The organism is Cupriavidus sp. 05N38, assembly GCF_056397345.1.
On sequence record NZ_JBFTNF010000029.1, the window covers coordinates 1 to 15,480 of the forward strand.

Sequence of the window (15,480 nt, forward strand, 5' to 3'; positions counted from 1 at the left end):
GGGCATGGATGTCTTTCTTCATGCCTTCGTCATAGGTGCGCACCGTGGGCATGGATGTCTTTCTTCATGCCTTCGTCATAGGTGCGCACCGTGCCCATCATCTCGACCTTCTCCGGCACGATATTCATGCGGTTGCCGCCGTGGATGGTGCCCACGGTGATCACCGAAGGCTCCAGCATGGCGTTGACCTGGCGGCTCTGGATGGTCTGCAGGCCCATCACGATCTGCGACGCCACCACGATCGGGTCGATCCCGCCCCAGGGTCGCGCGCCGTGGGTCTGGCGGCCCTTGACGTCGATCCAGAACTGGTCGGCGGCGGCCATCGACGGGCCGCTGCGCCAGGCCAGCTTGCCGGACTCGATGCCGCTGCTCACGTGCAGGCCGAAAATGGCGTCCACCTTGGGGTTGTCCAGCACGCCCTCGGCCACCATCTGCTTGGCGCCCCACGTATTGCTGCCGTTGGGCTCGAAATCCGCCGGGCTTTCCTCGGCCGGCTGGAAGATGAACTTGACCGTGCCCGGCAACTGGTCCTTCATGCCGGCCAGCACCTCGGCCGTCGCCATCAGTATCGCCACGTGGGTGTCATGCCCGCATGCGTGCATGACGTCCACTTCCTTGCCGAGGTACTGGCCCTTTGCCTTCGAAGCGAAGGGCACGTCGACGCGCTCCTTCACCGGCAGCGCATCCATGTCGGCGCGCAGTGCCACTACCGGGCCAGGCTTGCCGCCCTTGAGCACGCCCACCACACCGGTCCTGGCCACGCCCGTCTTCACTTCCATGCCCAGCTTGCGCAGGTGGTCGGCCACCAGCTTGCTGGTGCGCACCTCGTAGTTGCCGAGCTCGGGGTGCTGGTGGATATCCCGGCGCCATGCGATGAGCTGCGCCTCGACGGCCTTGGCGCGGGTGTCGATCTGCGCCTGCAGGCTGTCGGCGGACTGCGCATGCGCGGCGGGCGCCAGGCACAGCAGGCCGGCGGCCAGCGACAGGGCCGACACCGTCGCGCGCAGCGCGTGGCGGCTGGAAGGTCGGGAAAAACGGGCTTGGGATGCTGCCATGAGGTCTCCTCTCTGTGGTGTTGCCATCGATATTGTTTTGTGAAAGACGGGGGTGCGAAAAGCGGGCGGGCGGCGCGCGGAAACGACAGGGCGCCCTAGCGCATGCCAAGGCATGGCGCGGCGGCCTGCCCGCGGGGGGGCAGGCCGGGAATGGCAGGGAGCAGCCGCAAATGGCCGCAAATGGCCGCAAATGGCCGGAAAATGGCCGGAAAATGGCCAGGGCGCGGCTCAGTTCACGCGCAGGCTGTCGACCACCTTGTGCAGGAACGACTCGCAGGCCGCGAGCTGTTCGATTTCGACGTATTCGTCGGGCTTGTGCGCCTGCTGGATATCGCCGGGGCCGCACACCACGGCCGGGATGCCGGCGCGCTGGAACAGGCCGGCCTCGGTGCCGTAGGCCACCTTGTTGACATCGCGGTCGGCGGTCAGCGCGCGCACCAGCTGCGTGATGGCATCCTGCTCGGCGGCGTCGAGCGAGGGCGCCGCGGCGATCTTGCTGATGGCGAGGCCGGCGTCGGCATGTTCGGCGCGCATCTTCGGCAGCAGCACGTCGTTGGCATAGGCCTGGACGCGGGCGAAGATGGCTTCGGGATCGACCCCCGGCAGGTTGCGGAACTCGAACACGAACTCGCACAGTGCCGGGATGGTGTTGAGCGCGATGCCACCCTGGATGGTGCCGGTGGAGGCGGTGGTGAACGGCACGTCGAAGGCCTGGTCGTAGGGCCCCTTGGCCTTGAACTCGTCGGCGATGTCGCGGATGAAGCAGATCAGGCGCGCGGCGTATTCGATGGCGTTGACGCCCTTGGGCGTGAGCGAGGAATGCGCGGCCTGTCCCTTGACGCAGCAGCGATATGCATTGATGCCCTTGTGCGCCACGATCACGCGCATGCTGGTGGGCTCGCCCACGATGCAGCCGGCCGGGCGCACGCCGCGCTCGCGCAGCTCGGCCAGCAGGTAGGGCGCGCCCATGCAGCCGATTTCCTCGTCGAACGAGAGCGCGTAATGCACCGGCTCGCGCAGCCTGGCCTGCAGGATGGTGGGCAGCAGCGCCAGGCTGGTACCGATGAAGCCTTTCATGTCGCAGGTGCCGCGGCCGTACAGGCGGCCGTCGCGCACGACCGCCTTGAACGGGTCGGTGGTCCAGTTCTGGCCGTCCACCGGCACCACGTCGGTGTGGCCGGACAACACGATGCCGCCATCGGTGCTGCCGTCGGCGGCGGGCACGGTGACGAACAGGTTGGCCTTGTCGTTCTGCGGGTTGTAGCTCAGGTGGGGGCGCAGGCCCTTGGCCAGGAAGTGGTCGCGCACGGCCTCGATCAGGCCGAGGTTGGAGTGGCGGCTGGTGGTGTCGTAGCTGACCAGGCGCTGGGTCCAGTCGAGGGCGCTGCCGCGGGTGGCGGCTTCCGCAGGCTTGCTGAGAGTGTCGGCTTGCATGGCTTGTGGCCTTAGGTGAGGCTATGGGTAACGTGTTAAGCAAACGATGCTACACCGTGCCGGCCCGCGGGTCCATGCGCGTTGCACCATCGTGGCGCCGCCGCCCGCGTTGCGCGGGCGGGAAGCCATGCGGCGAGCAATGATCAGGCCAGCTGGCGCAACGTATGCTTGATGGTCTGCGCGCGCACCGCCACGTCGGCCATCTTGGCTTCGATGCGTAGCTTGTCCTGCCCGGCCAGCTTGATATGGCGGTTCTTCTGCACCAGGTCGATGATCTTCATGGCGTCGATCGGCGGATTCGGCAGGAACTGCATGCTGATGGCTGTCTCGCTGGCGTCGATCTTGCGCACGCCCAGCGGCACCGCGGCAATGCGCAGCCGGTGGGTCTCGATCAGCGCCTGCGCCTGCGCCGGCAGGCGGCCGAAGCGGTCGATCAGCTCTTCCTGGATATCGTCCACGCGCTCGGCCGTCTCGCAGTTGGCCAGGCGCTTGTACAGCGACAGGCGTTCGTGCACGTCGGTGCAGTAGTCGTTGGGCAGCAGCGCCGGCGTGCCGAGGTTGATCTCGGTGGTGGCCGCCAGCGGCGCCATCAGGTCAGGCTCCTTGCCCGCCTTGAGCGCTTTCACGGCCGCGTTGAGCATGTCGGTATAGAGCTGGAAGCCGATCTCGTGGATCTCGCCCGACTGCTTGTCGCCCAGCACTTCGCCCGCGCCGCGGATCTCCAGGTCGTGCATGGCCAGGTAGAAGCCCGAGCCCAGTTCTTCCATCTGCTGGATGGCTTCGAGCCGGCGCTGCGCCAGCTTGCTCAGGCCGTCCACGTCGTGCACCAGCATATAGGCGTAGGCCTGGTGGTGCGAGCGGCCGACGCGCCCGCGCAGCTGGTGCAGCTGCGCCAGGCCGAACTTGTCCGAGCGATGGATCAGGATGGTATTGGCGGTCGGCACGTCGATGCCGGTCTCGATGATGGTGGTGCACAGCAGGATGTTGTCGCGCCGCGCGACGAAATCGCGCATCACGCGCTCCAGCTCGCGCTCGTGCATCTGCCCGTGCGCCACGGCGATACGTGCCTCCGGCACCAGCTCGGCCAGCTTGGCGCGCTTGTTCTCGATGGTCTCGACCTCGTTGTGCAGGAAGTAGACCTGGCCGCCGCGCTTGAGCTCGCGCAGGATGGCCTCGCGCAGCACGCCGTCTTCCTCGCGCCGCACGAAGGTCTTGATGGCCAGGCGCTTCTGCGGCGCGGTGGCGATCACGGAGAAGTCGCGCAGGCCYTCSAGYGCCATGCCCAGCGTGCGCGGGATCGGCGTGGCGGTGAGCGTCAGCACGTCCACCTCGGCGCGCAGGGTCTTGAGCGCTTCCTTCTGGCGCACGCCGAAGCGGTGTTCCTCGTCGATGATGACCAGGCCCAGGCGCTGGAAGCGCACGTCGTCGGACAGCATCTTGTGGGTGCCGATCACGATGTCGGCGGTGCCGTCGTTGATCATCTTGATGGCGCCGTCGATCTCCTTCTTGGTCTTGAAGCGCGACAGCTCCACGATGCGCACCGGCCATTCGGCGAAGCGGTCGGAGAGGTTCTGGAAGTGCTGCTCGGCCAGCAGCGTGGTGGGCGCCAGCATGGCCACCTGCTTGCCGCCCATCACCGCGACGAAGGCCGCGCGCAGCGCCACCTCGGTCTTGCCGAAGCCCACGTCGCCGCACACCAGGCGGTCCATCGGCTTGCCCGAGGTCATGTCGGCGATCACCGCGGAAATGGCCGCGGCCTGGTCGGGCGTTTCCTCGAAGCCGAAGCTCTCGGCGAACTTCTCGTAGTCCCTGGGCGAGAGCGGGAAGGCGTGGCCTTCGCGCAAGGCGCGGCGCGCGTACAGGTTGAGCAGCTCGGCCGCCGTATCGCGGATCTGCTGCGCGGCGCGGCGCTTGGCGCGGTCCCACTGGCCGGAGCCGAGCGAGTGCAGCGGCGCGGTGTCGGGATCGGCGCCGGAATAGCGCGAGATCACGTGCAGCTGGTGCACCGGCACATAGAGCTTGCTGCCCTTCTCATAGTCCAGGTGCAGGAACTCTTCGTTGCCCTGGCCCAGGTCGAGCGTCACCAGGCCCTGGTAGCGGCCGATGCCGTGCTCGCTGTGCACCACCGGGTCGCCGATCTTGAGCTCGGCGAGGTCGCGCACCATCGAGTCGACCGCGCTGGCCTGTTCCTGCTTGCGCCGCCCGGTGCGGCGCGCCACGCCCGCGTAGAGCTCGGCTTCGGTGACGAAGACCAGCGGCATGCCGCCATCGGCCGCGGGCAGGGCGAAGCCGCTCTGCAGCGGCGCCACCGCGATGGAGAAGGGAGAATCGCCGGCCAGGAAGGCGGCGAAGTCATCCACCGGCAGCGGGCGCAGGCCGCTTTCGCCGAACAGTTGCAGCAAGGTCTCGCGGCGGCCGGCGGAATCGGCGCACATCAGCACGCGCCGGTCTTTCTTCAGCAGCAGCGCTTCGAGGTTGACCAGCGGATCTTCCGCGCGCCGGTTGACCGACACATCGGGCAATGCCTCGGCCAGCGGCGCGGCGTCGGTGGCGCCGGCCTGCAGCACCAGGCGCGCCAGCGGCTTGGCGGCGGCGAAGAACTGCTCGTCGGAGAGGAACAGGGCCGCGGGTGCGAGCAGCGGGCGCTCGCGGTCATGCCGCATGAAGTTGTAGCGCTGCGTGGTGTCGGCCCAGAAGCGGCGGATGGCGTCGGGCACGTCGCCTACGAAGGCGAGCTGGCTGCCCTCGGGCAGGTAGTCGAACGCGGTCGCGGTTTGCTCGAAGAACAGCGGCAGGTAGTACTCGATGCCGGCCGACGGTACGCCGTTGCCGATGTCCTTGTAGATCGGCGACTTGGTCGGGTCGCCCTCGAATATCTCGCGCCAGCGGCCGCGGAACGCGGTGCGCGCGGCCTCGTCGAGCGGGAATTCCCGGCCCGGCAGCAGGCGCACTTCCTTGACCGGATACAGGCTGCGCTGCGTGTCCGGGTCGAACGCGCGGATGGTCTCGATCTCGTCGCCGAACAGGTCGATGCGGTAAGGCAGCGCCGAGCCCATCGGGTAGAGGTCGATCAGCCCGCCGCGCACGCTGTATTCGCCGGGCCGCATCACCGCGCTCACGTGCTCGTAGCCGGCCAGCGTGAACTGGGCCTTGAGCGCGTTTTCGTCAAGCCGCTCGCCCTGCTTGAAGAAGAAGGTATAGGCCGCCAGGAAGGCAGGTGGCGCCAGCCGGTAGAGCACGGTCTGCGCCGGCACCAGCATGATGTCGCACTGGCCGCCCTGGATATCGTGCAAGGTCGCCAGGCGCTCGGAGACCAGGTCCTGGTGCGGCGAAAAGCTGTCGTACGGCAAGGTTTCCCAGTCCGGCAGCAGCCGCACGCGCAGTTCCGGCGCGAACCAGGGGATTTCTTCGGCCAGGCGCTGGGCATCGGTCGCGTTGGCGCACACCACGGCCAGCATGGGCACGCGCTCGCGGTGCTGGCGGGCGTAGGCGGCCAGCGCCAGCGCATCGGCGGAGCCAGGCAGGCCGGCGACGGTATTGCGCTGGCCTGCCTTGACCAGGGGCAGGTTGGCGAAGGGGGCGGGGCGAATGGCTTCGGGCATCGGGTACGGACTGGCGGTTGGCGTGCTGCGCGCGCTGTAGGTGTTTGGGCCTGGACGGAAAACCGCACGCAATCATGCGAAAAAGGCGCGCACGAAAGAGACCAGGCATGAATGCGCGGCCACGCAACGGCAACGCCCCGCCGGCGTCGCGGGCGGGGGGTGGGCGGTGCATGCGCCGCCCGCAAAAGACAAACGGGCCGCACGCTTTCATCGGCTTTTATCGCCCGCTTGTCCGCGGGCGAAGGCCGTATTATAGAATGCGCACCGAATCCACGTTTCAAGAAGCACGTTTCCATCGCCGCGTTTCCACGGCCGCGCCTGCCTGCCCCCCGAGGGGGCGGAATCCGCCGGCCTTGCAGCGCGTCCTGTGCCCCGCACCCACCTTGCTCCTTGCGCTATCCGTGTCTGCCCGCCGTTTTGCCCTGATTCCCTGTGCCGGTACCGGCAGCCGCGCCGGCGGAAGCCTGCCCAAGCAATACCAGACCGTGGCCGGCAGGCCGATGATCTGGTACGCACTCGCCGCCTTTGCTGCCTGTGACGCCATCAGCGCCACCGCGCTGGTGCTGGCGCCCGACGACATGCCGCTGGAGTCGCGCTTCGGCGCCGATGCCTTTGCCGGCCTGCGCTTCGATACCGCCTTCGTGGGTGGCGATACGCGCCACGCGTCGGTGCTGGCTGGCCTGCATCACCTGGCGCAGCTTGGCGCGACCGATCGCGACTGGGTGCTGGTGCACGATGCCGCGCGTCCCGGACTCACGCCCGCCATGATTCACGCGCTGGTGCGCGCGGTGGAGGGCGAGGGCGGCGAGGAAGACGGCCCCGACGCCGCCATCGGCGGCATCCTGGCCGTGCCGGTGCCCGACACGCTCAAGCGCGCCAACCCGGCGCCCGGCCAGAGTGCGGTGGTGCGCATCGGCGGCACAGTCTCGCGCGAAGGCCTCTGGCAGGCGCAGACTCCGCAGATGTTCCGCATCGGCGTGCTGCGCCAGGCCCTGCAGGAGGCGCTGGCGGCCGGCGCGGTGGTGACCGACGAGGCCAGCGCCATCGAGCGGCTGGGCCTGCATCCGCGCCTGGTGAACGGTTCGCTGCGCAACTTCAAGGTGACCTATCCGGAAGATTTCGCGCTGGCCGAACTGCTGCTGGGCGATGCCGCCGCGGTCAAGTCCTGAACTGCATTGCCTGATCCCGAATCCCGAACTCGTCTTTTTCCTCAAGGAGTGACGCTTCCATGACCCCATTCGATATCCGCGTCGGCCAAGGCTACGACGTGCACGCACTGGTGCCCGGCCGCAAGCTCATCCTGGGTGGCGTGGACATTCCCCACGACCGCGGCCTGCTGGGGCATTCCGACGCGGACGCGCTGCTCCATGCCATCACCGATGCGCTGTTCGGCGCGGCCGGCCTGGGCGATATCGGCCGTCATTTCCCCGATACCGATGCGCGCTTTGCCGGCGCGGACAGCCGCGCGCTGCTGCGCGAGGCGGCCAGGCGCGTGCGCGAGGCCGGCTACGAGATCGGTAACGTGGATGCGACGGTGATTGCGCAGGCGCCCAAGCTGGCGCCGCATATCGGCGGCATGGTAGCTAACCTGGCCGAGGATCTCGAACTGCCCGCGTCGAGTTGCAACGTCAAGGCCAAGACCAACGAGAAGCTCGGTTTCGAAGGCCGTCAGGAAGGGATCGTGGCGCAGGCCGTGGTGCTGATCTGGCGCGGCGCGATCACGCCTTCGCAGGACTGAAGACGCGGCTCGGGGGAGGTCGCCTCCAGGGGCGCGCGGGTAGTGGCGGCGTTCAGCCCGCGGGCGCGGCGGCGCCTTCGGGCGGCACGGCGTAGATGTAGTCGATCAGCCCGGCCATCGGCCCCGAGCGCGCACCGGCCTCGGTGCGCTTGACGAAGCCCATCTGCTGGCACAGCTGGTTGGCCGATTTCATCTCCGGCATGGTACGCACCAGCAGCGCACCGGCGCCGATGTCGCGCGCGCGCTGGATGCATACCTGCATCAGCGTGCGGCCCAGGCCGAGTCCGCGGGCCTGCGGGCTGACCGCCAGCAGGCGTGCCTCGGGCAGGGCCAGCGTGATGGTGCTGCCGTCCAGCGCCTGCAGGGTGGCGCCCGGGTGGCAGAACAGCACCGCGCCGCTGACGCCGTGATCGGTCTCGGCCACCCACCATTCCATTTCCGATGTGTTTGCCGCCAGTACGGATTTCATGCCCTGCTGGAACGATGCACGGCAATCCTCCATGATATCCAGCTCGTACTGCCCGTAAGCCTGCTGGGTCACGGCGGCGATGTCGCCCCAGTCATGCACGGCGGCAAGCCGGTAGCGAAAGCGCGGGGAGGTATGCGAGGGGAGGGTGCTCATGGCGAAGGGGGGCGAAGGCTGTGACCTTGCTGGATTGTAGGCCCTTCGGAGCACAAATGCAGTCAGTGAATTACCGACTTGGCGCGTCGGCAACAAAAGCCGGCGCGGCGGGACGGCTAGCGCCGTCCCGCCCGTGGATGCTTACTCTGCAGCGATCACATTGGCGGCTGCCACGATCACGGCGGCGATGCGGCCCACGTCACGCAGTTGCTGCGCCGTCATGCCTTGCTCGTTCTTGAGCAGATGGTAGTGCGACTTCACGCAGAACTGGCACTTGCCGACGATGGACGCCGCCAGCGCGTACATTTCGAAGCGGCGCTTGTCCACGCCGCCGTGCGTGGCGTACGCGTTCATGCGCAGGCCCGCGGGCTGGCTGGCCAGGTCGGGATCGTCGGCCATCTCGATGTACGGATACCAGACATTGTTCATGCCCATCAGCGCGGCGGCGGTCAGCACCGCGTTGGTTTCCTCGGGCGAGAGCACGCCGGCGTTGCGGATCGCATCGACGAGCACGCGGCTCTTGGCGGCGAAGGCGGCGGCCAGGGCCACGGCCACGGCATCATTGCCCTCGAGCGAGGAGCGCACGATGGTGCCGTCGAGGTTCAGGCGGATATCCTTGGCGTAGTCAGGAATCAGGCCCTTAATCGTGCTGATGAATTCCATACAAATCTCCTATCGGTACGGGCTCAAAAAACCCGCCATGGCGGGTTTCGAGGCGCGGGCCGAAGCCCGCGCGCAGATCGCCGCAGGCCGCCGGCAATGCATCACCGGCAGCCTGCGCAGCATGCAAGCGGTGCGGCTGCTTACAGCGTGGCGCCACCAACGGCGCGGTTGCACGGGCACAGTTCGTCCGTTTGCAGGCCGTCCAGGATACGCAGGACTTCGTCCGGGTTGCGGCCGACGTTCAGGTTGTTCACCGAGACGTGCTGGATGACATTGTCGGGGTCGACGATGAAGGTAGCGCGCAGGGCGACGCCGGCAGCGTGGTCACGCACGCCCAGCTGGTCGATCAGCGAGCCGGTCACGTCGGCGAATTGCCACTGGTCCAGCTTGCTCAGGTCCTTGTGTTCGCGGCGCCATGCCAGCTTCACGAATTCGTTGTCGGTCGAGCCGCCCAGCACGATCGCGTCGCGGTCGGCGAAGTCGCCGTTGAGCTTGGCGAAGGCAACGATTTCGGTCGGGCACACGAAGGTGAAATCCTTCGGGTAGAAGTAAATGATCTTCCACTTGCCTTCGAACGACTTCTCGGTGATGTCTTCAAAGGCCGACTGGCCATTCTCTTCATGGTTGTTGAAACCCGGCTTGACACCGACGACGTGGAAGGCTTCGATCTTGTCACCAACGGTCTTCATAGACTGCTCCTGGATACGGTTGAAGAGAGACGCTCGCGCTGCCGGCCAGCCGGGGGGGCGGGCCGCAGCGCAACGAACATGGATTATGCGTCATCCCCGCAGGCTGGGCTAATTGATATTCTCAAAGAGCCCGATAGCCAGCGCGGGAAGTCCGCGCGACCGGCAGTGCGTGCCAGGCGAGTGCCGGCTGACGACGAATGCCACGAATGCCGGCAGACGATAGTGGCCGCCTGATATTGCGGCCCCGTGTCAGCCAGGGCGGGGGCGCGCCGCACGCGTCGCATCGACCCGCCMGCCAGGGGCGGCGTGCCGGAACCGGAAGTCTACTCCACCGGCGCGCGCGGCGGTTCAGGCGGTCTTGCCCGCCGGCGCCGCATAGACGTGCTGCCGGCCGGCGCGGAAGATCACCAGCGTGGCGACCAGCCCGCACGCCGCGGCGAACATCAGCCACAAGCCGGGCGCGGCCTTGTTGCCGGTGCTGTGGATCAGGTAGGTGGAGATCGCCGGCGTGAAGCCGCCGAACAGGGCCGTGGCCAGGCTGTACGCGAGCGAAAAGCCTGCCGTGCGCACCGCGGGCGGCATCACTTCGGTCAGCGTCACCACCATGGCGCCGTTATAGCTGCCGTAGAGGAAGGACAGCCACAGCTCCACCATCAGCAGGCGGCTGAACGACGGTTCTGCCACCAGCCACGACACCGCCGGGTAGGYCGTGACCAGCGTGGCGATGGTGAAGATGATCAGCAGGGGCTTGCGGCCCACGCGGTCCGACACGGCACCCATCAGCGGCAGCCAGATGAAGTTGGACAGGCCGATGCAGATGGTCACGACCAGGTTGTCGACATCGTCGAGCTTGAGCACGGTCTTGCCGAAGGTCGGCGTATAGGCCGTGATCATGTAGAACGACACGGTGGTCATCACCACCAGCAAGCAGCCGGCAACGATGATGCGCCAGTTCTCGGCCATCGAGCGGTAGATCTCGCTGATGCTGGGGCGATGCTTGCGCGTCTTGAACTCCTCGGTTTCCTCCAGCGAACGGCGGATCAGGAACAGGAAAGGCACGATCAGGCAGCCGATCAGGAACGGCACGCGCCAGCCCCATTCGCCCATCTGCTCGGGCGACAGCAGCGAGTGCAGTATCACGCCGAGCAGGCCGGCGAAGATCACCGCCACCTGCTGGCTGGCCGATTGCCAGGCCACGTAGAAGCCCTTCTTGCCGGGCTTGGCGATTTCGGCCAGGTAGACCGAGACGCCGCCCAGTTCCACGCCGGCCGAAAAGCCCTGCAGCAGGCGGCCCGCCAGCACCAGCAGCGGCGCGGCCACGCCGATCGAGGCATAGCCCGGCACGCAGGCGATCAGCAAGGTACCCAGCGCCATCAGCACCAGCGTCAGGATCAGGCCTTTGCGGCGGCCGTGATGATCGATATAGGCGCCCAGCACGATGGCGCCGAGCGGGCGCATCAGGAAGCCCGCGCCGAAGGTCGCGAGCGAAAGCATGAGCGAAGCGAACTCATTGCCGCTGGGGAAGAACGTCTTGGCGATGGCGGCGGCGTAGAAGCCGTACACCATRAAGTCGTACATTTCCAGGAAGTTGCCGCTGACGACACGGAACACGGTACGGAACCCGTGCTGCTGGGATGGGGAGCTTGACATGTGGCTGTCTCTCGCAGACGCCGCCGGTTGGTCCCGGTGGCTTGATTGTGGTGATGACGGTCAGCGTGGCGGAGGCACCGTTCCCGGGCTTTTGCCTTGTCCTGGGGCGGCCTCCGGCTGATGGCGGGAGTGTGCGCCGGGGCGCTGTCATTCCGCTGTCAAAGGGCTTTCAAACAGATATCAATGGCTGTCGAAAACCTGTCAATGCGAGAGCGGGGTGTGGGGAGCGCCACTTGTCGGGTGCCACAGGAGTCGGCTTCGCAAGCCCGTGCGCGCCCGCAAAAGCGAAAGGCCATCGCGCGGTGCCCAGGCGGGCGCCGCGCGATGGCCTTCGATATGCGCGCCGGAACGTTGGCGCGAAGTGGCGGGAACGAGCGCCTAGGCCCGCTTGAAGAAGGCGCTGACCACCAGCCCGGTGCGCGGGGGCGGGCGGTTGGCCAGCATCAGCCTGCCGCCGTTGCGTTGCAGTATCCGGTTGACGATCGACATCCCCAGGCCTGCACCCTTGGCTTCGCTGCGCGCGCCGTCGAGCCGGTAGAACGGCCGGGTCAGCAGCGGCAGTTGCGCCTCCGGCACGCCGCTGCCATTGTCGGCCACGGTCAGCACCGCTTCCTTGTCCTCGATGCGCGTGCTGATCTCGACCACGGCCACGCCGTTATCCTCGTCCTTGGCATAGCGCCGGGCGTTTTCCACCAGGTTGTCCAGGATGCGCTGCACTTCCATGCGGTTGGYGACGGCCATGACCGGCTCGCCGGCGCGCACATGCACGCGCACGTCGTCGTGCGCGCCGTAGACGCCCACCGCGTCCTGCACCAGCGCCGACAGGTCCACCGGCTCCACGGTTTCCAGCGCCGGCCGCGCATAGTTGAGGAACTGGCCGATGATGGCGTCCATCTGCTCGATGTCCGCGATCATGGCCTCGCGCGTGGAGTCGTCCACGGGCGACATCTCGGTCTCCAGCCGCAGCCGCGTGAGCGGGGTGCGCAGATCGTGCGAGATGCCGGCCAGCATGACCACGCGATCGTCGTCGAGCTGGCGCAGGTCGTGCACCATCTGGTTGAAGCTGTGATTGGCCAGCGCCACTTCGCTGGCGCCGTGCTCGGGCAACGTGGGCGGGTCGCCGCCGCCGCCGATGGCGCGCGCCGCGTTGGCCAGCCGCTTGAGCGGGTGGTTGACCAGCGAGGTGATGAAGGCGGCGCCGATGATCGACAGCAGCAGCGCGGCGATACTCCACCATAGCCACTGGATGCCTGGCACGCGTTCGAAGCGCTCGGGGCTGATCGCTACCCAGTAGTCATCGCCCTCGATCTCGAAGCTGACCCACACGCCGGGAATATCGTTGACGGTGGTGGCGAGGACGGTGTCCTCGCCGAGCCGGCCGCGGATCTCCTGCTGCACCAGCTGGGTCAGGAAGGGGTTCGTGGTCGGTACCGAGAAGTCGTCGTCTTTCTCGCGCGGGTAGACCTTGATGCCTTCGTTCTGCACCAGGTCGAGCAGCAGGAAGCGCCGCCGCGCGGGGTCGGAATAGAGCAGGGCAGCGCGCGTGAGCTTGACCACGCTGACCACCTGCATGGCAATCTGCTGGGCGCGCGGCGCGCGTTCGAAGAGCCGGTAGCTCTGGAACCAGATACCCAGCGAGAGGGCCAGCAGGAGGGCGATCAGCATGAAGGTTCGCCAGAATAGCGAACCGAACAGGCGCGTAGCCGTGCGGCTGAAAACAGTCGCCACGATCCCCGGCGCCTTACTTCACGCCATCGGGGATGAATACGTAGCCGAGGCCCCAGACCGTCTGGATGAAGCGCGGGTTGCCCGGGTCGGGCTCGATGAGCTTGCGCAGGCGGGAGATCTGCACGTCGAGGCTGCGGTCGAAGACTTCATACTCGCGGCCGCGCGCCATTTCCATGAGCTTTTCGCGCGACAGCGGCTGGCGCGGATGGCGGGCAAATACCTTGAGCACCGAGAATTCGCCGGTGGTCAGGGTGATTTCTTCGTCGTTCTTGGTCAGCGTGCGCGTGGCGAGGTTGAGCACGAAGTCGCCGAAGGCGAACGTTTCCGGCGTCTCCGACGGTGCGCCGGGCACTTCGGCCGGGCCCTTGCGGCGCAGCACCGCATGGATGCGTGCGATCAGCTCGCGCGGGTTGAACGGCTTGGGGAGGTAGTCGTCGGCGCCCATTTCGAGCCCGACGATGCGGTCGACGTCCTCGCCCTTGGCGGTGAGCATGATGATGGGCGTCTGGTCATTGGCGCCGCGCAGGCGGCGGCAGATCGACAGGCCGTCCTCGCCGGGCATCATCAGGTCGAGGACCAGCAGGTCGAAGCGCTCGCGCAACCACAGCTTGTTCATCGCGGTGGCGTTTTCCGCTACCAGTACCGTGAAGCCCTGTTCGCCAAGGTAACCACTGCCGCATACCGTTTCCGCAGCTGCCTCCGCGCGCGCTTTTTCTGCTCTGTTCGCGTGCTTTGTCAGCGCATTTCGCGGTTGCCTGCCAGGCTGGCAGGCAAGCCCCGACGGCGTGCGGCTGGATAACGGGATTTCCGGCTTCCGGCGGCCAGACGGCCGCTGTTTCAGAAGCTAAAACCGCTATTATCAATGAAAGTCACCCGCAAGCGCGCCGGGCAACTCCTTTATCATGCCGGCGCGACGGCAGTACTGCTGCTTGCCGCCGGCGCAGCGCTCCCCCAGTCGCCCGGCATCGCACATCTGCTGCCGGCACCGGGCCGGGCGGCTTCCCCCGTCGCTCCCATGCCCGCGGGCACTCCCAATGGCCTCGGCGCCCGCGACGGGTTTCCCCGCAACGACCGCGAGCGCCTGAACCAGGACGAGGCGCGCGCGCACGCCGGCAAGGCCCGCGCCGAGCGCAGCCTCAATGACCGCCTTCCGCGCACCTTGCCCAACGACAAGCTGTCGCCCGACGAGCGACGCAAGCTGCGCCAGAGCCTCTACGACCTCGGCAGGGAGATGTACCAGGGCGGCTGACGCCACTCTGGCATGAGCTTGCCACCATTCGTGGCAGCGGGGATATCGGCGTCCGTCCTACTTGGCCGGGTCCGGGCTTGCACGTGGCTGCCGGCCCCGGCGGCGCAACGCGCTCAGGGCAGGCCGGCGTGCGGCACTTCCACCTCGGTCATCAGGACATGGCCAAGGTGGGAGGCACGCCGCTGCGCCTCGTCGAAGTTCGGCGCCGCGGCGAGGAACAGGGTCCTGCCGTGCGGGCCACCCAGCGCGGCGGCAAAGACGCCCGTGCCGCAGGCGATTTCCTCGGCGATATGGCCGCCCGGCATGACCCGCAGCACGCGGTTGCCGATCGCATCCGCCACCCACAGCGCGCCTTCGGCATCCTGCGCGCAGCCGTCCGGTGCGACCCTGGCGCCGCCCAGGACCTGCGCCAGTTCGGTCCCGGCAGGCTGGCTGCCGAACAGCGCCCAGTCGCGCCGCGGGCCCAGCGAGCCATCGTCGTGCAGGTCGAAGGCCGATATGCGGTTGCCCAGGGTCTCGCCCACCACCAGCGTCTTGCCGTCCGGCGTGATCACCGAGCCATTGGGGAAGAACAGGCCATCCGCCACCACCGACACCGTGCCGTCCGGGTCGACGCGCGCCAGGCTGGCGGTGCGCATCGGCGCGCCGGCCATCAGGTCGAAGCCGAAATTGCCGACGTAAGCGCGGCCGTGCCGGTCGACCACCATGTCGTTGACGTGCCCGGTGGCGACGGCCGAGAGGTCGGCGTGCACCGCCAGGCTGCCATCGGGCTCGCGCCGCAGCAGCTTGCGGTCGCGCATGGAGACGATCAGCAGGCGCCCGTCCGGCAGCCAGCCAAGGCCGGACGGCTGCTGCGGCACCTCGGCGATCTGCTCCACGCTGCCGTCCAGGCTCACCGCGATCACCCGCTGGCTATAGAAGTCCGAGAGCCAGAGCCGGTCCTCATGCCAGCGTGGGCCTTCCAGGAAGGTGTGGCCCTCCGTCAGCACCGACAGTCTGCGTTGCGCCATGCGCGTCTCCTTTGTGATCTTTCGATCTTGTGATTGGTGT

At 67.5% G+C, this 15,480-nt stretch carries 12 protein-coding genes and 1 pseudogene; 3 read left to right on the plus strand and 10 right to left on the minus strand.

Annotated features, from left to right (window positions below):
• Positions 1–47: 47 nt before the first annotated feature.
• The 3 genes and pseudogenes from AC1DK4_RS20505 to mfd all read right to left on the minus strand — a co-directional run.
• Positions 48–1,055, minus strand: a pseudogene (locus tag AC1DK4_RS20505) (amidohydrolase); the annotation flags it as partial.
• Between the two features lie 228 nt (positions 1,056–1,283).
• Entirely contained in the window at positions 1,284–2,489 is a 1,206-nt protein-coding gene (argE, locus tag AC1DK4_RS20510) for an acetylornithine deacetylase (protein ID WP_441616008.1), read from the minus strand.
• A gap of 143 nt (positions 2,490–2,632) precedes the next feature.
• The gene (gene mfd, locus AC1DK4_RS20515; protein ID WP_441616006.1) at positions 2,633–6,091 is read right to left on the minus strand and encodes a transcription-repair coupling factor; all 3,459 of its coding nucleotides are present in this window, start codon (positions 6,089–6,091) and stop codon (positions 2,633–2,635) included.
• Between the two features lie 401 nt (positions 6,092–6,492).
• On the opposite strand from mfd, the gene ispD reads away from it, so the two are divergent.
• Both ispD and ispF read left to right on the plus strand, forming a co-directional pair.
• Positions 6,493–7,260, plus strand: a complete 768-nt coding sequence (ispD, locus tag AC1DK4_RS20520) for a 2-C-methyl-D-erythritol 4-phosphate cytidylyltransferase (RefSeq protein ID WP_477131738.1) — start codon at positions 6,493–6,495, stop codon at positions 7,258–7,260.
• 59 nt (positions 7,261–7,319) lie between these two features.
• Positions 7,320–7,829 carry a 2-C-methyl-D-erythritol 2,4-cyclodiphosphate synthase gene (ispF, locus tag AC1DK4_RS20525; RefSeq protein WP_441616002.1) on the plus strand — a complete coding sequence of 170 codons (510 nt, stop codon included), beginning with the start codon at positions 7,320–7,322 and terminating at the stop codon, positions 7,827–7,829.
• A gap of 52 nt (positions 7,830–7,881) precedes the next feature.
• Here ispF and AC1DK4_RS20530 read toward each other — a convergent pair whose 3' ends face one another.
• From AC1DK4_RS20530 to ompR, 6 genes are all read right to left on the minus strand, one after another.
• Entirely contained in the window at positions 7,882–8,451 is a 570-nt protein-coding gene (locus AC1DK4_RS20530) for a GNAT family N-acetyltransferase (protein ID WP_441616000.1), read from the minus strand.
• Positions 8,452–8,592: 141 nt separating this feature from the next.
• A complete protein-coding gene (locus AC1DK4_RS20535) occupies positions 8,593–9,114 on the minus strand; it encodes a carboxymuconolactone decarboxylase family protein (protein ID WP_441615999.1) in 522 nt (173 codons plus the stop codon).
• Positions 9,115–9,254: 140 nt separating this feature from the next.
• Positions 9,255–9,803, minus strand: coding sequence for a peroxiredoxin (locus tag AC1DK4_RS20540; RefSeq protein ID WP_441615997.1), 549 nt, complete (start codon positions 9,801–9,803; stop codon positions 9,255–9,257).
• Positions 9,804–10,151: 348 nt separating this feature from the next.
• Positions 10,152–11,453, minus strand: a complete 1,302-nt coding sequence (gene tcuC / locus AC1DK4_RS20545; protein ID WP_477131739.1) for a tricarballylate/proton symporter TcuC — start codon at positions 11,451–11,453, stop codon at positions 10,152–10,154.
• Between the two features lie 378 nt (positions 11,454–11,831).
• Complete coding sequence (locus tag AC1DK4_RS20550; protein ID WP_477131740.1) at positions 11,832–13,181, minus strand: ATP-binding protein; 1,350 nt, start codon at positions 13,179–13,181, stop codon at positions 11,832–11,834.
• Between the two features lie 13 nt (positions 13,182–13,194).
• Positions 13,195–14,022 (minus strand): osmolarity response regulator transcription factor OmpR, encoded by an 828-nt coding sequence (gene ompR, locus AC1DK4_RS20555; RefSeq protein ID WP_477131776.1) that lies wholly within the window; start codon positions 14,020–14,022, stop codon positions 13,195–13,197.
• A gap of 21 nt (positions 14,023–14,043) precedes the next feature.
• Here ompR and AC1DK4_RS20560 point away from each other — a divergent pair, with 21 nt between their 5' ends.
• Positions 14,044–14,430 carry a hypothetical protein gene (locus AC1DK4_RS20560; RefSeq protein ID WP_441615991.1) on the plus strand — a complete coding sequence of 129 codons (387 nt, stop codon included), beginning with the start codon at positions 14,044–14,046 and terminating at the stop codon, positions 14,428–14,430.
• A gap of 113 nt (positions 14,431–14,543) precedes the next feature.
• On the opposite strand, the gene AC1DK4_RS20565 is transcribed toward AC1DK4_RS20560, so the two are convergent.
• Entirely contained in the window at positions 14,544–15,440 is an 897-nt protein-coding gene (locus AC1DK4_RS20565) for an SMP-30/gluconolactonase/LRE family protein (protein ID WP_441615989.1), read from the minus strand.
• Positions 15,441–15,480: the final 40 nt, after the last annotated feature.